This is a genomic window from Phenylobacterium sp. (genome assembly GCF_044236515.1).
GTDB lineage: Bacteria > Pseudomonadota > Alphaproteobacteria > Caulobacterales > Caulobacteraceae > Phenylobacterium.
Genome location: NZ_JBIIGK010000050.1, coordinates 1 through 18735, shown reverse-complemented (window position 1 = coordinate 18735; position 18735 = coordinate 1). Strand labels below are relative to the sequence as shown.

Annotated in this window: 23 protein-coding genes and 1 tRNA gene; 21 read left to right on the top strand and 3 right to left on the bottom strand. The window is 70.8% G+C overall.

The features are described 5' to 3' along the window. From ACILRF_RS07575 to ACILRF_RS07520, 12 genes are all read left to right on the top strand, one after another. Positions 1-266: DNA-directed RNA polymerase subunit alpha C-terminal domain-containing protein (locus tag ACILRF_RS07575; RefSeq protein WP_395671677.1), on the top strand; the 266-nt coding region annotated here is incomplete at its 5' end. Positions 267-420: 154 nt separating this feature from the next. Beyond that, positions 421-837, top strand: a complete 417-nt coding sequence (gene rplQ / locus ACILRF_RS07570) for a 50S ribosomal protein L17 (protein WP_395671676.1) — start codon at positions 421-423, stop codon at positions 835-837. Between the two features lie 98 nt (positions 838-935). Continuing rightward, the gene (locus tag ACILRF_RS07565; RefSeq protein WP_395671675.1) at positions 936-2180 is read left to right on the top strand and encodes a TCR/Tet family MFS transporter; all 1245 of its coding nucleotides are present in this window, start codon (positions 936-938) and stop codon (positions 2178-2180) included. Between the two features lie 68 nt (positions 2181-2248). Then, positions 2249-3646 (top strand): Do family serine endopeptidase, encoded by a 1398-nt coding sequence (locus ACILRF_RS07560; RefSeq protein WP_395671674.1) that lies wholly within the window; start codon positions 2249-2251, stop codon positions 3644-3646. A 31-nt stretch (positions 3647-3677) separates the two neighbouring features. Beyond that, on the top strand, positions 3678-4979 hold the full coding sequence (locus ACILRF_RS07555) for a replication-associated recombination protein A (RefSeq protein ID WP_395671673.1): 1302 nt from the start codon (positions 3678-3680) through the stop codon (positions 4977-4979). Positions 4980-5048: 69 nt separating this feature from the next. Further along, positions 5049-5504, top strand: coding sequence for a hypothetical protein (locus ACILRF_RS07550; protein WP_395671672.1), 456 nt, complete (start codon positions 5049-5051; stop codon positions 5502-5504). Between the two features lie 9 nt (positions 5505-5513). After that, positions 5514-6260, top strand: coding sequence for an RluA family pseudouridine synthase (locus tag ACILRF_RS07545; RefSeq protein ID WP_395671671.1), 747 nt, complete (start codon positions 5514-5516; stop codon positions 6258-6260). Positions 6261-6349: 89 nt separating this feature from the next. Next, positions 6350-6850 carry a CC0125/CC1285 family lipoprotein gene (locus ACILRF_RS07540; protein WP_395671670.1) on the top strand — a complete coding sequence of 167 codons (501 nt, stop codon included), beginning with the start codon at positions 6350-6352 and terminating at the stop codon, positions 6848-6850. Between the two features lie 32 nt (positions 6851-6882). Next, a complete protein-coding gene (gene crcB / locus ACILRF_RS07535; RefSeq protein WP_395671669.1) occupies positions 6883-7266 on the top strand; it encodes a fluoride efflux transporter CrcB in 384 nt (127 codons plus the stop codon). Beyond that, the gene (locus tag ACILRF_RS07530; RefSeq protein ID WP_395671668.1) at positions 7263-8243 is read left to right on the top strand and encodes an RluA family pseudouridine synthase; all 981 of its coding nucleotides are present in this window, start codon (positions 7263-7265) and stop codon (positions 8241-8243) included. Before crcB ends, ACILRF_RS07530 begins: the two co-directional genes overlap by 4 nt. 9 nt (positions 8244-8252) lie before the next feature. Then, positions 8253-8981 carry an ATP12 family chaperone protein gene (locus ACILRF_RS07525; RefSeq protein WP_395671667.1) on the top strand — a complete coding sequence of 243 codons (729 nt, stop codon included), beginning with the start codon at positions 8253-8255 and terminating at the stop codon, positions 8979-8981. 127 nt (positions 8982-9108) lie between these two features. Further along, the gene (locus tag ACILRF_RS07520; protein ID WP_395671666.1) at positions 9109-10158 is read left to right on the top strand and encodes a BON domain-containing protein; all 1050 of its coding nucleotides are present in this window, start codon (positions 9109-9111) and stop codon (positions 10156-10158) included. Between the two features lie 91 nt (positions 10159-10249). Here ACILRF_RS07520 and msrB read toward each other — a convergent pair whose 3' ends face one another. Next, positions 10250-10729, bottom strand: a complete 480-nt coding sequence (gene msrB, locus ACILRF_RS07515; RefSeq protein ID WP_395671665.1) for a peptide-methionine (R)-S-oxide reductase MsrB — start codon at positions 10727-10729, stop codon at positions 10250-10252. Between the two features lie 77 nt (positions 10730-10806). Here msrB and ACILRF_RS07510 point away from each other — a divergent pair, with 77 nt between their 5' ends. Then, positions 10807-11130, top strand: coding sequence for a heavy metal-binding domain-containing protein (locus tag ACILRF_RS07510; RefSeq protein ID WP_395671664.1), 324 nt, complete (start codon positions 10807-10809; stop codon positions 11128-11130). 31 nt (positions 11131-11161) lie between these two features. Continuing rightward, on the top strand, positions 11162-11560 hold the full coding sequence (locus ACILRF_RS07505; protein ID WP_395671663.1) for a DUF805 domain-containing protein: 399 nt from the start codon (positions 11162-11164) through the stop codon (positions 11558-11560). On the opposite strand, the gene lipB is transcribed toward ACILRF_RS07505, so the two are convergent. Continuing rightward, positions 11557-12270: a lipoyl(octanoyl) transferase LipB gene (gene lipB / locus ACILRF_RS07500; RefSeq protein WP_395671662.1), complete on the bottom strand. Its 714-nt coding sequence runs from the start codon at positions 12268-12270 to the stop codon at positions 11557-11559. The genes ACILRF_RS07505 and lipB overlap by 4 nt on opposite strands. 77 nt (positions 12271-12347) lie before the next feature. Here lipB and ACILRF_RS07495 point away from each other — a divergent pair, with 77 nt between their 5' ends. The 7 genes from ACILRF_RS07495 (at position 12348) to ACILRF_RS07465 (ending at position 17772) form a co-directional block, all read left to right on the top strand. After that, a complete protein-coding gene (locus tag ACILRF_RS07495) occupies positions 12348-12614 on the top strand; it encodes a FliM/FliN family flagellar motor switch protein (RefSeq protein WP_395671661.1) in 267 nt (88 codons plus the stop codon). A 53-nt stretch (positions 12615-12667) separates the two neighbouring features. Beyond that, positions 12668-12752, top strand: a tRNA-Leu gene (locus ACILRF_RS07490). 128 nt (positions 12753-12880) lie between these two features. After that, entirely contained in the window at positions 12881-14296 is a 1416-nt protein-coding gene (gene mgtE, locus ACILRF_RS07485) for a magnesium transporter (protein ID WP_395671660.1), read from the top strand. 88 nt (positions 14297-14384) lie between these two features. Next, a complete protein-coding gene (locus ACILRF_RS07480) occupies positions 14385-15650 on the top strand; it encodes a glycoside hydrolase family protein (RefSeq protein WP_395671659.1) in 1266 nt (421 codons plus the stop codon). A gap of 46 nt (positions 15651-15696) precedes the next feature. Next, positions 15697-16863: an isovaleryl-CoA dehydrogenase gene (locus ACILRF_RS07475; protein WP_395671658.1), complete on the top strand. Its 1167-nt coding sequence runs from the start codon at positions 15697-15699 to the stop codon at positions 16861-16863. Further along, positions 16860-17297: a DUF3574 domain-containing protein gene (locus tag ACILRF_RS07470; RefSeq protein ID WP_395671657.1), complete on the top strand. Its 438-nt coding sequence runs from the start codon at positions 16860-16862 to the stop codon at positions 17295-17297. The genes ACILRF_RS07475 and ACILRF_RS07470 overlap by 4 nt, the downstream gene beginning before the upstream one ends. A gap of 10 nt (positions 17298-17307) precedes the next feature. Next, the gene (locus ACILRF_RS07465; protein WP_395671656.1) at positions 17308-17772 is read left to right on the top strand and encodes a hypothetical protein; all 465 of its coding nucleotides are present in this window, start codon (positions 17308-17310) and stop codon (positions 17770-17772) included. A 3-nt stretch (positions 17773-17775) separates the two neighbouring features. Here the strand turns inward: ACILRF_RS07465 and ACILRF_RS07460 are convergent. Beyond that, a partial coding sequence (locus ACILRF_RS07460; protein WP_395671655.1) for an amidohydrolase occupies positions 17776-18735 on the bottom strand: 960 nt, incomplete at its 5' end.

Sequence of the window (18735 nt, the reverse complement as noted above, 5' to 3'; positions counted from 1 at the left end):
ACCCGGCGCTGCTCAAGAAGGTCGACGAGCTCGAGCTGTCGGTCCGTTCGGCCAACTGCCTGAAGAACGACAACATCGTCTACATCGGCGACCTGATCCAGAAGACGGAAGCCGAGATGCTGCGGACCCCGAACTTCGGCCGCAAGTCGCTCAACGAGATCAAGGAAGTCCTCGCCGGCATGGGCCTGCACCTCGGCATGGACGTGCCGAACTGGCCGCCGGAGAACATCGAAGAGCTGGCGAAGAAGTTCGAAGACCAGATGTAAGAAGCTGCCGCGCCGACTCCGAGCCGCTCTTGCGGTTTGGGCCCAGCGAAGCCGCACCAGCGGCGGAGGGCCCCGGCGCTTCGTGATGACCCGGGCGGGAGCAGGCCGGGATTGGTCAGGTTAGCGGGCGAAAGAACAGCCCAGGAGAATTGAGATGCGTCACGGTAAAGCCCACCGCAAACTGGGTCGTACGACCGCCCACCGCACCGCCATGTTCGCCAACATGTCGGCCAGCCTGATCAAGCACGAGCAGATCGTCACCACCCTGCCGAAGGCCAAGGAACTGCGGCCCTTCGTCGAGAAGCTGGTGACCCTGGCCAAGCGCGGCGACCTGCACGCCCGCCGTCAGGCGATCAGCCAGGTCCGCGACGTCGAGCAGGTCGGCAAGCTCTTCGCCGTCCTCGGCCCGCGCTACAACGCCCGTAACGGCGGCTACGTGCGCGTTCTGAAGGCCGGCTACCGCTACGGCGACAACGCCCCGCTGGCGGTCATCGAGTTCGTCGACCGCGACCCGGCCGAAAAGGGCAAGGACTCCGGTCCGACCGCCGAGGCGAACTTCGCCGAGGACTAAGCGGCGGCGACGTCCAGATTTCGCGAGGCCCCGGAAGGCGACTTCCGGGGCCTTTGCTTTTCGCGGAATCCCAGTCTGATGTCGGCCGGGGGACCGCCATGATCACACCGACCGCGCGCGCCGGCCGAAAGGCCAGCTTCGGCTTCATCTTCGCCCTGGCGCTGATGAACTCGATCTCGTTCGGGATCATGATCCCGATCCTGCCGAACCTGATCAAGCAGTTCGCCGGCGGCGACACGGCGGCGGCGTCGGAGTGGAACCTCGTCTTCGCCTCGGCCTGGGGCGTGATGCAGTTCATCGCCAGCCCGATCCTCGGCCTGATGGCCGACCGGTGGGGGCGGCGGCCCGTCCTGCTCATCTCGCTGTTCGGCCTGGCGGTCGATTTCGTCTTCATGGCCGTGGCGCCGGGTCTGTGGTGGCTGCTGCTCGGCCGCTTGCTGAACGGCGCGACGGCGGCCAGCTTCTCCACCGCCGGCGCCTATCTCGCCGACGTCACCGCCCCGTCCGAGCGGGCCAAGATGTTCGGCTGGATGGGCTCGGCGTTCAGCATCGGCTTCATCTTCGGGCCGGCGCTCGGCGGTTGGCTCGGCGAGATCGACCTTCGGCTGCCGTTCGTGGCCGCCGCGGCGCTCACCTTCGTCAACTGGCTCTACGGCCTCCTGATCCTGCCCGAATCCCTGCCGCCCGAGCGTCGCGCCACCGCCTTCGACTGGAAGAGGGCCAATCCTGTCGGCTCGCTCACCCTGCTGCGCTCGAAGCCGGGCCTCGTCGGCCTCGCGAGCATCGGCTTCCTGTTCCAGCTCTCGCACATGGTCTTGCCCAGCATCTTCGTCCTCTACCTCGGTTACCGCTACGGCTGGACGCCCTCGGCCATGGGCCTGGCCTTCATGCTGACCGGCGTCGCCGGCATGATCGTGCAGAGCCTGCTGGTCGGGCCCGTGGTCAAGCGGATCGGAGAGCGCAACGCCGTGCTGCTCGGCGCGCTCGGCGGCGTCGCCGGCTTCGTCTGGTACGGCTCGGCCCCGACCGGCTCCCTCTACCTGCTGGGCGTGCCGCTGTTCGCCCTGACCGGCTTCCTGACGCCCGGCCTGCAGGGTCTGATGACCCGCCAGGTCGCGCCGCACGAGCAGGGCCAGCTCCAGGGCGCAAACCAGAGCCTGACCGGCATCGCCGCCATCTTCGGCCCGATCATCTTCGGCGAGGCCTTTGCCTGGTCGCTGCGCCACGAAGGCGTGCACATGCCGGGTCTGGCCGTCTACCTGGCCGCGGTCTTCCTGGCCTTCGCCGTCCTCCTGGCCCTGACCATTCGCAAGCCGCCGCGCCCTCCGACGCAACCGGCTTGAACCTCGGCCATTTTTGCGCCTGAAACATCGGGCGACCTTCGCCCGCCGTCTGTCATGTCGGAGACCCCATGCGCGCCGACCGCGTCCTGACCGCCGCCCTCGCCCTGGCCCTCGCGTCCGCCCCGGCCCAGGCCCAGCTCGCCAACCAAGGCCGTACCGCGCCGACCAGCGCCCTGGCCATGAAGCAGTCCTTCGCCCCCGTCGTGCAACGGGCGGCGCCGGCCGTGGTCAACATCTCGTCCAAGCGGCTGGTCCGCGCCCAGACCGACCCCTTCTGGGAGATGTTCGGCATGGGCGCCCCGCGCGCCCGCATCCAGGGCTCGCTCGGCTCCGGCGTCATCGTCGGCGCCGACGGCGTCATCGTCACCAACAACCACGTCGTCGAGGGCGGGCAGGAGATCACCGTCGCCTTGGCCGACCGCCGCGAGTTCACCGCCCGCGTCCTGCTGGCCGATCCGCGGACCGACATCGCGGTGCTCAAGATCGACCCGCCCCCCGGCGAGCGGCTGCCGGTGCTGCGCATCGACGATTCCATGGACGCCCAGGTCGGCGACCTGGTGCTGGCCATCGGCGACCCCTTCGGCGTCGGCCAGACCGTGACCAACGGCATCATCTCGGCCCTCAACCGCACCGCCGACCCCAACGGCGATGCGGCGACGAACTACATCCAGACCGACGCGGCCATCAATCCGGGCAACTCCGGCGGCGCCCTGGTCGACATGGACGGCGACCTGATCGGCGTGAACAGTTTCATCCTGTCGCGTTCCGGCACCTCGTCCGGCGTCGGCTTCGCGGTGCCGGCCGCCGTGGTCCGGCGGGCGGTGGAGACCGCCCAGGGCGGCGGCCGCGCCGTCGTCCGGCCTTGGCTCGGCGCGCGCCTCCAGACCGTCACCGGCGAGATCGCCCGCTCTCTCGGCCTCGCGCGCCCGACCGGCGCCCTCGTCGCCGACGTCTGGCAGGGCGGCCCGGCCGACCGCGCCGGCGTGCGCCAGGGCGACGTGGTGCTCAGCGCCAACGGCCAGCCCGTCGTCGAGGCGGCCGGCCTGACCTACGTTGTCGGCAACAGTCGGCCCGGCGACGCCGTCCGCCTCGTCGTCCGTCGTGGCGAGCGCGACCTGAACCTCACCCTGCGGGCCGAGCCGCCGCCGGCGTCGCCGCCGCGCGACCAGGTCACCGTCTCCGGCGCCAATCCCCTGAACGGCGCGACCCTCGTCAACCTGTCGCCGGCCGTCGCCGAGGAGCTGGGCGTCGACGTCTTCGCCGGCTCCGGCGTCCTCGTGGTCAATCCCGGGACCGGCTTCGCCCGCGGCGCCGGCTTCCGGGCGGGCGACTTCGTCCGCGCCGTCAACGGCCGCGAGATCCGCACCACCCGCGAGCTCCAGCAGGCGCTCTCGGCCCGCGTGCCGGCCTGGCAGATCACCATCGAGCGCGGCGGCCAGAGGGTGACGGCGACCTATCGCGCGTGACCCGGCCGAGGGGCGCTGGTAAGCCGCCGGTATGGCCGACCTCTTCCAAGCCGCGGGCCTGACGCCCTCCGCGCCGCAGCCGCTGGCCGAGCGCCTGCGGCCCCAACGGCTGGACGAGGTGGTCGGCCAGGACCACCTGCTGGGTCCCGAAGGCCCGATCCGCCGCATGGCCGAGGCGCGGCGGCTGTCGTCGATGATCCTCTGGGGCCCGCCCGGCACCGGCAAGACCACCATCGCTCGCCTGCTCGCCAAGGAGGCCGGCTACGAGTTCCAGCAGCTCTCGGCGGTGTTCTCCGGCGTCGCCGACCTCAAGAAGGCCTTCGAGCAGGCCAAGGTGCGCCGCGCGGCCGGCCAGGCGACCTTGCTCTTCGTCGACGAGATCCATCGCTTCAACCGCGCCCAGCAGGACGGCTTCCTACCGTTCGTGGAGGAGGGGATCGTCACCCTGGTCGGCGCGACGACCGAAAACCCGTCCTTCGAGCTCAACGGCGCCCTCCTGTCCCGCAGCCAGGTCTACGTCCTCAAACGCCTCGACGAGGCGGCGCTGGAAGGCCTGCTGGCCAAGGCCGAAGCCTTCGAGGGCCGTCCCCTGCCGCTCGAGCCCGACGCCCGCCAGGCGCTCACCGCCCTGGCCGACGGCGACGGCCGTTACCTGCTGACCCTGGCCGAGACCCTGTTCAACATCGGCACGGCCAAGCCCCTGACCACCCGCGAGCTCGGCCAGGTGCTGCAGAAGCGCAGCCCGGCCTACGACAAGGACCGCGAGGAGCACTACAACCTCGTCTCCGCCCTCCATAAGTCGATCCGCGGCTCGGACCCCGACGCCGCGCTTTACTGGCTGGCGCGCATGCTGGCCGGCGGCGAGGACCCGCTGTTCGTCGCCCGCCGCCTGATCCGCACCGCCGTCGAGGACATCGGCGAGGCCGACCCGATGTCCCTGGTCCTCGCCAACGCGGTGAAGGACACCTACGACTTCCTCGGGTCTCCCGAGGGCGAGTTGGCCCTGGCCCAGCTCGTCGTCCACCTGGCGGCGGCGCCGAAGTCCAACGCCGTCTACGTCGCCTACAAGGCCGCCATGCGCGCCGCCAAGGAGACGGGCTCGCTGTCGCCGCCCAGCCACATCCTCAACGCCCCGACCCGGCTGATGAAGGACCTCGGCTACGGCAAGGGCTACGCCTACGACCACGACGCGCCGGAGGGCTTCTCCGGCCAGAACTACTTCCCCGAGGGCATGGAGCGGCGGCGCTTCTACGAGCCGAAAGGCGAGGGGAACGAGGCCCGGATCAAGGAGCGCCTCGACCGCTGGGCGGCCATGCGGCGCGAGCGCGGCTGAATCGCAGACCATTGTTCGCCGAACATGTGAGGCGTAAGCTCCGCCCTATCCTGGATGGGGGAGCCTCTCATGACCGCGACGACACCTGAAACCACCGCCGCCCGCGGCGCCACGCCCTGGCACCTGTGGGCGATCGGCGGCCTCTCGCTGCTGTGGAACGCCTTCGGCGCCTACGACTACGTGATGAGCCACTGGAAGGGCGACGCCTACTTCCAGCAGATGGGCATGACCCAGGCGCAGGTCGCCCTGCTGCACAGCTATCCGGCCTGGATGACCGCCGTCTGGGCGATCGGCGTCTGGGGCTCGGTGCTCGGCTCGGTGCTGCTCCTGGCCCGCTCGCGCTGGGCGACGACGGCCTTCCTCGTCTCGCTGGCCGGCATCGTGGTCGCCTTCGGCTTCAACTACCGGACAGGCCCGGACGCGGCGACGTCGCAGTCGATGACCATGAACGCGGTGATCTTCATCGTCTGCGCCGCCCTGGCCGCCTACGCCTGGACGATGGGCAAGCGCGGGGTGCTCCGCTAAACGGAGCGCGTGAAGCGCCCCAGTCCGAAGGAGCGGCAGCCGGTCAAGCTCAGCCGCGAGGAAGTCGACCTCGTCCGGTCCCTGGTGATCTACGAGGACCCGCACGTCCTGGCGCTGAACAAGCCGCCGGGCCTGTCCAGCCAGGGCGGCCGGGGCCAGGTGAACACCCTGGACGAGATGCTGTGGGCCTTCGCCCGGCCGGGAAAGGCGCGGCCGCGGCTGATCCACCGGCTCGACCGCGACACCTCCGGCGTCATCCTCACGGCCAGGACCCAACCCGCCGCCAGCTTCCTTGGCAAGGCGATGATGGCCCGCCGGTTCGCCAAGACCTACCGCGCCCTCGTCACCCCCGGCGCTCCCGATCCCCGCGACGGCGCGATCGATGTCCCCCTGCGTCGGGTCGAGGCGGGGCGGGAGGCCTATATGCGTGTCTGCCCGCCCGACCATCCGGACGCCGAGGCGGCCCTGACCCGCTACCGCACCCTCGCCGAGGCGCCGGGCGCGGCCCTGGTCCAGGCCGAGCCGGAAACCGGCCGCATGCACCAGATCCGCGTCCACCTGGCCTCGCTCGGCCGCCCGATCGCCGGGGACGCCCGTTACGGCGGCGCGCTGGTGGTCGGCGGCCACCCCGCCTCGCGGCTCATGCTGCACGCCGCCGCGCTCGTCTTCCCGCATCCCGGCGGCGGCGAGATGCGGCTGGAGGCCCCGGTCCCGGCCGACATGGCCGACCTACTGGCCAAGCTCGCTCTGGCCTGAAGCGGAACACCGCGCTCCCGTCGCTCGTTTGTTCCGGCAAGCTGCGGAAGCAAAACGGAAAAGCCGCCCGACCCGCCATGAGCAAGCCCATGAACCGCCTCGTCATCCCCGCCCTCTGTGCGCTCACCCTGGCCGCCTGCGCCTCGACGCCCACCACCTTCCAGCCGGCGATGGGGCCACAGAGCGTCGGCTATTCCGAATACCGCATCGAGCCCGGCCGATATCGCATCACCTTCCGCGGCGGCCCGGGCGCGCCGCCAGGCCTGGTCACCGACTACGCCCTCCTGCGCGCCGCCGACCTGGCCATTGCCGACGGCTATGACTGGTTCCGCGTCTCCGACCGCTTCCTCGAAGGCCAGCCGAACCGCAGCCCGCGCTTCAGCGTCGGCGTCGGCGGGGGCGGGGGCAGCTATGGCTGGCGCGGCGGCTCCAGCGTCGGCGTCGGCCTCGGGACCAGTTTCCCGCTCGGCGGCGGTCCGGCCGTGGCGGCCACGATCGAGGTCCTGATGGGTCGCGGCCCCCGCCCGACCGGCGGCGACGTCTACGATCCGAGGGGCCTGCGCCAGACCCTGATGGGGCGCGGCATCTAGCGGCGCAACCGCGCCCGGCGCATAAGGGCGCGATGCAAACCCTTCTCTACGTCGGCCTGGGCGGCGCGCTCGGCGCGGTCGGGCGCTACCTGGTCGGCGTCCAGGCGAACCGGGCGTTCGGCGCCGGCTGGCCCTACGGCACCTTCGCGGTGAACGTCGCCGGCGGCCTGCTGATGGGCTTTCTGGCCGGCGTTCTCGCGCATAAGGGCGGCGCCGACCAGGAACGCTGGCGGCTGCTGCTCGGCGTCGGCGTCCTCGGCGGCTTCACCACCTTCTCGGCCTTCTCCCTCGACCTGGCGCTGATGATCGAGCGCCGAGCCTACGGCGCCGCCGGGGTCTATGCGCTCGTCTCTGTGCTGTTCTCGACGGCGGCCCTGTTCGCCGGTCTGATGCTCGCCCGCCGGGTGGTCGCATGAGGGAGGTCCGCACCCTCTACGTCGACAATGGCGAGGACGGCGTTCGCCTCGACCGCTGGTTCAAGCGCCGCTGGCCGCACCTCAACCACATCCAGCTTCAGAAGCTGACCCGCTCCGGTCAGATCCGCGTCGACGGGGCCCGGGCCAAGCCTGACACCCGGCTGACCGCCGGCTCGCAGGTCCGCGTGCCGCCGCTGCCCGACGCGCCATCGCCGCGCGACAAGAACCAGCTCGACCCGCGCGACGCCGCCTTCGCCCGCTCCCTCGTGCTCTACGAGGACGAGGAGGTTCTGGCGCTCAACAAGCCGTCAGGCCTCGCCGTCCAGGGCGGCACCAAGACCACCCGCCATGTCGACCGGCTGCTGTCGGCCTGGGGGGAGGGGCTCGAGCGGCCACGGCTGGTCCACCGGCTCGACCGCGACACCTCCGGCGTGCTGGTGCTCGGCAAGTCTCCGGGCGCGGCGGCCAAGCTCGCCGGGGCCTTCGCCCGCCGACGGACGCAGAAGACCTACTGGGCGCTGGTCGCCGGCCTGCCCAAGCCCGGCGACGGCGTCCTTGAGCTGCCGCTGGTCAAGCGGGGCGTCGGCGACCGCGAGATGATGGTGCCGGCCGAGCCCAAGGATCCGAACGCCGAGACCGCCGAGACCGAGTTCGTCACCCTCAGCCGCGCCGCCGACAAGGTCGCCTGGATGGCGCTCTGGCCCCACACCGGCCGCACGCACCAGCTCAGGGCCCACATGCTGGCCATGGGCCACCCGATCCTCGGCGATCCCAAGTACCGCAACGAGACCTCGGCGGCCCTGTCCGAGGGGCTGAAGCTGCAGCTCCACGCCCGCCGCCTGGTGCTGCCGCACCCGTCCCGCGGGACCCTGATGCTGGAAGCGCCGGTCAGCCGGGAGATGGAAGAGGGCTTCGCGCGTTTCGGCTTCGACGAGCACGAGGCCGATCCAGAGCCGTTCGGCAGAAAACGCCGCTGAGACAAAGAGATGCAAAAAGGTTTTCACGAGCCGGTTGAGAAGCCGCGTCGGTTCTACAAGACGGTCGAAGTGGCGGAGGCCGACGGCGGCTTTGCGGTCCTGCTCGACCACCGCAACGTCCGCACGCCGAAGGGCGGCCGCCTCGTGTTGCCGACCCGCGCCGCGGCCGAGCAGGTGGCCGAGGAGTGGGCGGCCCAGGGCGAGGTGCTGGAGGTCGCCGGCATGCACGCCACGCGCCTCGCCAACACGGCGCTGGAATCGATCTCCGCCGCCCGCGAGGCGACCGCCGGGCACGTGGCGGACTACGCCGCCTCCGATCTCCTCTGCTACTTCGCCGACCAGCCTGAGGGCCTGGCGCGCCGTCAGGCGGCGGCCTGGGAGCCGGTGCTGCAGCGCGCCGAAAGCGAACTTGGTCTGCGCTTCGTCCGCGCCTCGGGCATCGTCCATCAGGCGCAGCCGCCGGAGACGCTGGACAAGGTCAGGGCCCTGGCCCTCGGCCTCGACGATTTCGCCCTCGCCGGGTTGGCGTTCGGCGCGGCCCTGTTCGGCTCCGGCGTCCTGGCCCTCGCTGTCCAGCGCGGCTGGCTCGGCGGGGAGGCGGCCTTCGATCTCTCGCGGATCGACGAGGCCTGGCAGGAGGAGCAGTGGGGCGTCGACGAGGAAGCCGCCGAGCGCGTCGCCCGCCTGCGCGTCGAGGCGCGGATGCTGGAGCGCTGGTTCCACAGCCTCGCCGCCTGAAGCCACACGGCCCCGCTTGCCATCACGAAGCCGCGAGCCTGCGCCGTGACCGGAACGGCGCCGTAGGCCTCGTGTTTAGCGGTCAGGGCGAGGTGCGCCCGAACCTACAGACACAGAGGATATCGCCATGGCCGACAGATGGATGGACGAGCGCGACCGCTCCAACCGTGACCGCCCCAACCGTGGCGGGCCGGATCGCGACCGCGACTGGCGCCGGTCCGAGGCCTACGGCCAGGATCAGCGTCGCGAGTACGGGCGTGATTATCGCGGCGCCTCGATGAGCGAGGGCCGCAGCTTCGGCGGCGGCGACTTCGACGACGACTATTACCTCGACCGGTCCTACGATCGGAACCGCACCGGCGGCTCCTCGTACGGCTCCACGTACGGTGCTTCCTTTGGCGGCGAGCGCGACTACGGCTCCGCCGACCGCACGTCCTCGGTCAGCCGCGGCGGCTGGCAGGACCGCGACTACGAGGGTACCAGTCCCGCTTTCCGCAATCAGGACCAGGGCGCAGTGCACGGCCGCGCCTGGCAGGACCGCAGCTACGGCGGGCCCAGCCGGGCCTTCCGTTCGCAGGACTACACCGGCGGCGCCAGGGCGGGCGACTACGGCCGCAACGACCGCTACGAGTCGGGCTACCGCGCCTATGGGCGGGGCGACGATGACCGTCGCCGCGAGGCCTATGACGAGCAGGGCGGCGGCGCGAGCGACTTCCTCTATCGGGCCGGCCGGCGGATCTCGAACTGGTTCCGCGGCGACGACCTGATGGACGACCGTTCCGATCGTTCCGACCGTTCGGAACGCTACGCCCAGGACCGCGGCCATCGCGGCACCGGACCCAAGGGCTACAAGCGCTCCGACGAACGGATCAACGACGAGGTCCACGACCGCCTGACCGACGACCAGTGGCTGGACGCCACCAACATCCAGGTCCAGGTTTCGAATGGCGAGGTGACGCTCTCCGGCACGGTCGACAACCGCGAGTCCAAGCACCGGGCCGAGCGCTTGGTCGAGGACCTGTCGGGCGTCACCCACGTGCAGAACAACCTGCGCGTCGCCTCGAACCCGATTACGGGCTCCGGCACGGGACTCGGCGATGCGGCCACCGAAGCGTCCATGCGCCGCGACGAGGATTCCCTCGGCACGGGCGCCACGACCAACCGCAAGCCGATCTAGGCGGACAGCGGCCCTCTTCCTCACCTTTCCCCCCGCCAAGCCAGAGGGAGAGGGTAGGAGAGGGCCTACGGCCTGACGGCGTCTGCGGAACTCAGGCGAGGGCGTCCCCGCGCCCCAGCCGGTCCGGAAGCGGCGCGCCGTTCGGCACGAACTCCAGCGACACCGAATTGATGCAGTAGCGCAGCCGCGTCGGGGGCGGGCCGTCCGGGAAGACGTGGCCCTGGTGGCTGTCGCAGCGGGCGCAGCGGGTCTCGATCCGCACCATGCCGTAGGAGGTGTCGCGCACCGCCTTGACGTGGGCCTCGTCGATCGGGGCCCAGAACGAGGGCCAGCCGGTGCCGCTCTCGAACTTGGTTTCGTGCCGGAACAGCGGCAAGCCGCATAGGCGGCAGCAGTAAGCCCCGTCGTCCTTCTGGTCGAGCAAGCCGCCGCAGAACGGCGCCTCGGTGCCGTGGTGCAGCAGAACGTCGGCTTCCTCGCGCGTCAGCCCGGCCTCCAGTTTCCTGCGCTCCGCCGCGTCGGGCGGGGTCAGGTCGAAGCCGGAGGGGGAGGTGGTTGCTGGCGTGTTCATGGGCCCCAATCTAGGTTGCGACCCGCCCCCTCGAAAGGCCAGCCGGCTTCGAAGGCCGCCGTGATGGAAGGACCGACATGATCATCGCCACAACGCCGGAAGTCGCTGAAGGCCGCATCGACCGTACCCTGGGCGTCGTCAGCGGCGAGGCCATCATCGGGGCGCACATCTTCCGAGACCTGTTCGCGGGGATCAAAAACATCATCGGCGGCCGGGCCGGCGGCTACGAGAAGGCGCTGCGCGAGGCCCGCGACATCGCCCTGCGCGAAATGCAGGAGGAGGCGGCGCGCCTCGGCGCGGACGCCGTCATCGGCGTCGACCTCGACTATGAGAGCCTCGGCCCCGATGGCGGCATGCTCATGGTCACCGCGGCCGGCACGGCCGTGACGTTGACCCGTTAAAGGCGCCGCAAAGCTTCGCTATAGTCGGCCCATGGACCGCCAGATCGATTGGGCCGAGCTGTTCTTCTCCGCCGAGGGCCGGACGCCGCGCGCGTCCTCCTGGCTGGGCGCCGGCGTGCTCGTCGCGGTGGCGGCGATCTACGAGGCCCTGGTCGGGCCGACCCTGCACTGGCTGACCGGCTGGTTCGTCTATCCGGCCCTCGTCTATTGCGGGACCTGCGTCCTCGCAAAGCGCCTGCACGACCGCGGGCGCAGCGGCTGGTGGGCGGCCCTGATCATCGCCGCGGTGGTCGCCGTCTGGCCGCACCCGTCCGGGTTCCTCGACTTCGTCTTCTTCCTGATCCTGGCCTGGGCCGGCATCGAACTCGGCGTCATGCCCGGCGAATGGGGCTCCAACCGCCACGGGGCCAATCCCATGCGGCCCGCCTAAAGCGGCGGCGGCGCCGGCTCGACCTCGCCGAACACCTGCCGGAAGCTGGCCTTCAAGGCCGCGTCGGCCTCCGCCAGCGTCACCGGCAGGCCCAGATCGACCAGGCTGGTCACCCCGTGCTCCGTCACGCCGCACGGCACGATCCCCGAAAAGTGCGAGAGGTCCGGCTCGACGTTCAGCGCGATCCCGTGGAACGACACCCAGCGGCGCAGCTTGACGCCGATCGCCGCCACCTTGTCCTCGCGGCCGTGCCCGCGGTCGACCCAAACGCCGACCCGCTGTTCGCGCAGTTCGCCCTTCACGTTGAAGCTGTCCAGCGCGCCGATCACCCAGGCCTCCAGCGCGGCGACGAAGGCCCGCACGTCCCGCTCGCGCCGGTTCAGGTCGAGCATCAGATAGGCCACCCGCTGGCCGGGCCCGTGATAGGTGAACTGGCCGCCGCGGCCGCTGCGGTGAACCGGGAACCGGCCGGCGTCCAGCAGGTCGCCGGGCTTGGCCGAAACCCCGGCGGTGTAAAGCGGCGGGTGCTCCAGCAGCCAGACCAGCTCGCCGGCCTCGCCGGCGGCGATCGCCTCGACCCGGGCCTCCATCGCCGCCACCGCCTGCGGATAGTCGACATAGCCCTCTGAGATCGCCCAGCCGGCCGGGCGGCGGTCGTCGCGGCCGAAGATCGGCGAAACACCTTCAGGATTTAACGGGCGGTCAAGCATGTTCGCGCAATGTGGCGCTCCGCTCGCCGATCCGGAAGCGGCAGGCGGCGAGTTTCGCATGTTCTGATTGGCCGTGTTTGGGGGCGTTGCGTTTGAGCCAGGTCAAGGCGGTCAATGTCGAGATCCAGGTCGTCCTCGGACGCTCGACCCTGCCGATGCAGCAGCTTCTGCGCATGGGCCGCGGCGCGGTGATCCCCCTCGACGCCACCGCCAACGAAGAGGTCTGGATCCTCGCCAACAACCACCCCGTGGCGCGCGGCGAGATCCAGATCAACGAGGACCGGATCTCCATCGCGGTGACCCGCGAGGCCGACGTCTACGACTATATGGCCGGCGGGGCCTGAAGTCGCGCTTCACAAACCCGGCGGCGTTTGCTAACCCCCGCGCCTCACCACGAGCGGTCGTGGCGGAATTGGTAGACGCGCAGCGTTGAGGTCGCTGTGGGGCAACCCGTGGAAGTTCGAGTCTTCTCGACCGCACCAGGTGAATCAGGGGCAATAGGCCGGGCGGCCGTCCTTCGAGACGGAGCCCGTCGGAAACCGCGAACAGTCTGAAGATCCGCGCCCGCTCAGGCGCAGGGCGTCCATCACGAGCGTAGAGGGGGGTCCGCATGGCGCGCGAATCGGACGACCTGACCGACGTGACCGACCTCGAGGAAGACCTCGAAGACCTCGCCCTCGACGACGACTACGCCTTCAATCCCGAATTCGTCCGCATGGTCGCCGACGCGCTGGACCGCGGCGACGCCGAGCGCCTGCGCGAGCTGCTGGGCGCCCTGCGCGCCGAGGACATCGCCGACCTGATGGGTTTCCTGTCGGCCGACGACCGCGAGGAGCTGCTGCCGCACCTCGACCCGGAACTCCTCGGCGACGTCATCAACGAGCTCGACAGCGAGATCCGCGAGGACATCCTCGAGCACGTCGCCCCGGACACCCTCGCCAAAGCCCTCGGCGAGATGGACTCCGACGACGCCGCCGACGTCGTCGACGACCTGGAGGACGACAAGAAGGCCCAGGTTCTCGCCGCCATGCCCGAGGTCGAGCGGGCGGCCATCGAGACCACCCTGGCCTATGAGGACGAGACAGCCGGCCGCCTGATGCAGCGCGAGGTGGTCGCCGCCCCGCAGTTCTGGACCGTCGGCCAGGCCATCGACCACTTCCGCCGCGAAGAGGACGACCTGCCGGAGCTGTTCTTCGACGTCTACGTGGTCGATCCCAGCTACCGCCCGGTCGGCGCCGTGCCGGTCAGCCACCTGCTGCGCGCCCGCCGCGAGGCGCCGCTGGCCCAGATCATGGAGCCGGTGACCGAAATCCCCGTCGGGATGGACCAGGAAGAGGTCGCCTATATCTTCGACAAGTACCACCTGATCTCGGCCCCGGTGGTCGAGCCGGGGGGCCGGCTGGTCGGCCAGGTCACCGTCGACGACATCGTCGGCGTCATCCAGGAGGAGCGGGAAGAGGACATCCTGGCCCTTGCCGGCGTGTCCGACGCCGGCCGTGACGCCGGCGTTTTCGGCATCGTCCGCTCGCGCCTGCCCTGGCTGCTGATCAACACCCTTACCGCCGCCCTGGCCGCCAGCGTGATCCGCGGCTTCGAGGGCGAGATCGTCAAGCTGGCCATCCTCGCCGTCCTGATGCCGATCGTCGCCTCGCTCGGCGGCAACGCCGGCACCCAGACCCTGGCGGTGGCGGTGCGCGCCCTGGCCAGCCGCGAGCTGTCGGCGGTCAACGCCATGCGCACCGTGACGCGCGAGATGACCGTCGGGGCGCTGAATGGCGCGGCCCTCGCCGTGCTCACCGGCGCGGTGCTCTACGCCTTCTTCCGGGACGGCGGCCTGTCCCTGGCGTTCGGCCTCGCCCTGCTGATCAACCTCTTCGTCGCCTCTCTGGCCGGCGCCCTCGTGCCGCTCGCCCTCGACCGCGCGGGCCGCGACCCGGCGGTCTCGTCCTCGGTGTTCGTGACCTTCGTCACCGATTTCACCGGATTCTTCGCCTTCCTCGGATTGGCGGCGCTCATCCTGTTGTAAACCTTCGCCGGGGTAGGACAGGGGAGGCCCGGCGCTTGCTTAACCGGGCAGGACGCCTCGGCGTCTGTGTCAAACTGGGTCAGAAGGCATGAAGCCGCGCCACCAGGTTTCCCGGGCCGCGATCGATCTGATCAAGCGGTTCGAAGGCTACCGCCGTACGGCGGCGCAGCTGCCTGACGGTCGCTGGACGATCGGCTATGGCCACACCCTGACCGCCCGCCAGGGTGCGGAGGTGTCGGAAAGCGACGCCGAGGCCCTGTTGCTCTACGACCTCATCGGCGTCGCCCACACCGTGAGCGAGCTGACGTTCACGCCGCTGGCCCAGAACCAGTTCGACGCCCTGTGCGCCTTCGCCTTCAACATCGGCCTCGACCGCTTCCGCGGCTCGCAGGTCCTCAAGCGCATCAACGAGGGCGCCCTGCTCGAGGCCGCCTGCGGCATGGAGCTGTGGCGCAGGGCCGAGTTCGAGGGCGAGGCGATCGTCATCGACGGCCTGGTGCGTCGCCGGGCGCTGGAAAAGGCGCTGTTCCTCACCCCCGCCGACGGCGCCTTCCCGCCGGCCCCCTCGGCCCTGCTGCGGCCGCAGCTCGATTCGAGCGCCGCTCCGCTTGTCCCGGCTGAGCGCCCGACGGTGGTGACCGCGCCCATGAGCGGCGAGGTCGCGACCCTGGCCCTGGATGGCCCTGCGCCGGAGCCGGCCTTCGACACCGCCGCGGCCGCCGCCGAGGCGGTCCGCGTCCGCCTGGCCACCCTGTTCAAGGACGAGCCGGCCGCCGACCCGACGCCCGACGCTGCGGACGAGGCCCGCCCGCAGGCCGACTTCGCCCCGCCGATCACGGTCGAGGCCCCCAACGAGATCCCCAGCGATGAGCCGGCGCCTGAGCGCGAGGCCTGGAAACAGACGCCGTTCGAGCTGACCGGCGAGGCGCCGGAGCCGCCGGCGCCGCCGCCGCGCGATCCCGAACCCGAACACCCCGGCCCGCCGAGCCTCGACCTCTTCGAGCCGCCGCCGCCGCGCGACCCGCTGGACGAAGAACTGGCCGGCTACGTGGCCTTCCCGCCGCGCGCCTACGACGTCGCCACGCCACGCCCCGCCGCCGCCCCGCGCGAGGGCTATCTGTCGCTGGTCAGCCTGGCCGTCCTCGGCCTCGCCTTCTTCGCCGGCGGCCTGTTCTGGGCTCTCAACGCCCAGGGCGGCGCGGAGCCGGGTTGGCTGACGCCCAAGGTGGTCGGCGGCCTCGCCTGCGTCGCCGGCGTCGGCTTCTTCTCGATCGCCCTCTTCCTGCTCCTCCAGCGCCTCGGCGAGGCGGCCGAGCGGGCGCACGAGCGGCCCCCGTCCAGACCCCGCCGCTAGACGCATCCGCTCGCGGCGCGACGCGCCCCGTGATAACCGTGCGCGGATGATCCTGGACCCTGGCTCGACCTTCGAGTTCGGCCTTGGCGAGATGGCCGACGCCATCCGCGAGACGGCCAGCCGCTTTGCGGCCGAACAGATCGCGCCCCTGGCCGCCCGGATCGACGCCGACAACAGCTTCCCGCGCGACCTGTGGCCACAGATGGGGGCCCTCGGCCTGCACGGCGTCACCGTCGAGGAGGAGTTCGGCGGCCTCGGCCTCGGCTATCTCGAGCACGTGGTGGCCATGGAGGCGGTCAGCCGCGCCTCGGCCTCGGTTGGCCTCTCCTACGGCGCCCACTCAAACCTCTGCGTGAACCAGATCCGCCGCTGGGGCACGCCCGAGCAGAAGCGCCGCTACCTGCCGAAGCTGATCAGCGGCGAGCACGTCGGAGCCCTGGCCATGAGCGAGGTCGGCTCCGGCTCCGATGTCGTCTCGATGCGCCTGCGGGCCGACCGGCGCGGGGACCGCTACGTCCTGAACGGAACCAAGTTCTGGATCACCAACGCCCCGCACGCCGACGTCCTGGTGGTCTACGCCAAGACCAACCCGGAGGCTGGCAGCCGCGGCATCACCGCCTTCCTGATCGAGAAGGGGTTCAAGGGTTTCTCGGTCGGCGGCAAGCTCGACAAGATGGGCATGCGCGGCTCCGACACCGCCGAGCTGGTGTTCGAGGACTGCGAGGTTCCCGCCGAGAACGTCATGGGCCCCGAGAACGGCGGCGTCGGCGTCCTGATGAGCGGCCTCGACTACGAGCGCGCGGTCCTCGCCGGCGGCCCCCTCGGCATCATGCAGGCCTGCCTCGACGCCGTGCTGCCCTATGTCCGCGAGCGCAAGCAGTTCGGCCAGCCGATCGGCAGCTTCCAGCTGATCCAGGCCAAGGTCGCCGACATGTACGTCGCGCTGAATTCCGCCCGGGCCTACGTCTATGCCGTCGCGCGGTCCTGCGACGCCGGGCGCACCACGCGGTTCGACGCCGCCGGCGCGATCCTGATGGCCAGCGAGAACGCCGTGCGGGTCTCGCTCGAGGCCGTACAGGCGCTCGGCGGGGCCGGCTACACCAAGGAACATCCCGTCGAGCGTCTGGCCCGCGACGCCAAGCTCTACGACATTGGGGCCGGCGCGAACGAGATTCGCCGCATCCTGATCGGAAGGGAGTTGATCGGCGCATGATCCGCCTCGTCTGCGCCGTCGCCGCTCCATTGGCCGCCGCCGCCGCCCTCCTGGCGGGCTGCGCGACCCCGCCGCGCGATGTCGCCGACCTCGCTCCCGCCTGTCCGGCGGGGGAAAGCCGCGTGCGCACGGCGCAGCTCTATTTCTCCGGCGCCCGCCCACCGGCCCCCGCCCTGACCGACGCCGCCTTTACCCGGTTCGTCGACCGCGAGATCACGCCCCGCTTCCCCCACGGCCTGACGGTGCTCGACGGCGGCGGCGCCTGGCGCGGCGACGAGAACCGCCTGATCCGCGAGGCGGCCAAGGTCGTGCAGATCATCCTGCCGCCCAGCGGCGACGCCCCCCAGCGGGTGGCCGCCGTACGCGCCGCCTACCGCCGGGAATTCGCCCGCGACACAGTCCTGGTCATCCAGGCTTCCTGCGTCCCCTTCTGAGAGAGCCGAGATGCCGATCCTGTCCGCCATCCTCGCCGCCGCCGCCATCACCGCGGCCGACCCGTTCAACGGAACCTGGGTGCTGGACCCCGCCCGCTCGCCCGGCTCGCGCGGGACCCAGCAGCTGACGATAACCGTTCGCGGCGACGCGGAGACTTACTTCACCGAATGGGCCCTGCCGAACGGCCAGCGCAACATCACCGGCTACGAAGCCGTCTACGACGACGCGCCGCATCCGGCCCACACCTTCACCATCCTCCCGGGCGGCGAGGTCCGTGCCGGCGAGATGCAGGTGCGGGTCAAGCGGATCGACGCCCGCCATCGCGAGACGCGGCACGTCCGGGACGGCAAGGTCGTCCGCCTCTTGCGCCGCGAGATGGCCGAGGATGGCACGACCCTGGTGTCGGAGATGTTCGACGCCGACGCGGCCGGGACCCTGACCCCGACCGCCCGGCTGGTGTTCGATCGCCGCTGAGGCTCAGCGCTCGTAGCGGACCTGGCCGTCGATGATGGTCATGTCCACGGGGATCTCGGAGAGCTTGGCCTTCGGCGCCGTCAGCGGGTCCTGGGCCAGCAGCACGAAGTCGGCGACCTTGCCCACCTCGATGCTGCCGAAGTCCTTCTCCATGAAGTTGGCCTTGGCGCTCCAGATGGTGAACATCTTGATGCCGTCCATCACGCTGATCGCTTCTTCCGGCTGGACGACCGTGCCGTACTTGGTGTCGCGGTTCACCGCCCGGGCGATCGAGAACAGCGGATAGGTCGCGAAGTTCTGGGTGCCAATGGTGTCGACCCCGCCGGCCGGCTCGAAGCCGCGCGCGATCAGGGTCCTCATCGGGAAGAACTTCATGTCCGGCTCGCGGACGTTGACGTCGGTCAGGCGCCACAGGAAGGCGACCTGGGGCGAGATGATGATGTTCCCGGCCTTCATCCGGCGCAGTCGCTCTTCGGTCCGCTGCGGGTCCTGCACCAGGAAGTGGGCGAAGTGCTCGATCCGCAGGCGGGCGTCCTGTCGCGGATGGGCCTTCTGCGCCGCCTCGAAGGCGTTCAGCGTCATGTCCTGGGCCCGGTCGCCGTTGGCGTGGACCATCACCTGCCAACCGCGGGTGTGGGCGCCCATGACCAGTTCGCTCAGCTTCTCCTGGCTATAGGTCGTGCCGCCGGTGTTGTTCGGCACCCAGGTCGTGCCGGACCCGTTCCAGAACGGCTTGTAGACGGCCGCCGTGGTGCCCCAAACGCCGTCCTCCACCAGCTTGATCGCCCCGACCCGGAGCCAGTCGTCGCCGGCCTCGGGCTTCAGCCCCATGGCCTCCAGCTTGCCGACGGGATCAGCGTCCTGGGCTGAGACGTTGGTGATCCCCGGGACGACGATCGGGCCGATCAGATAGTTCATCCGCACTCGCATCGGCAGGCGGCCTTCGGCGCGCAACTCGCCCAT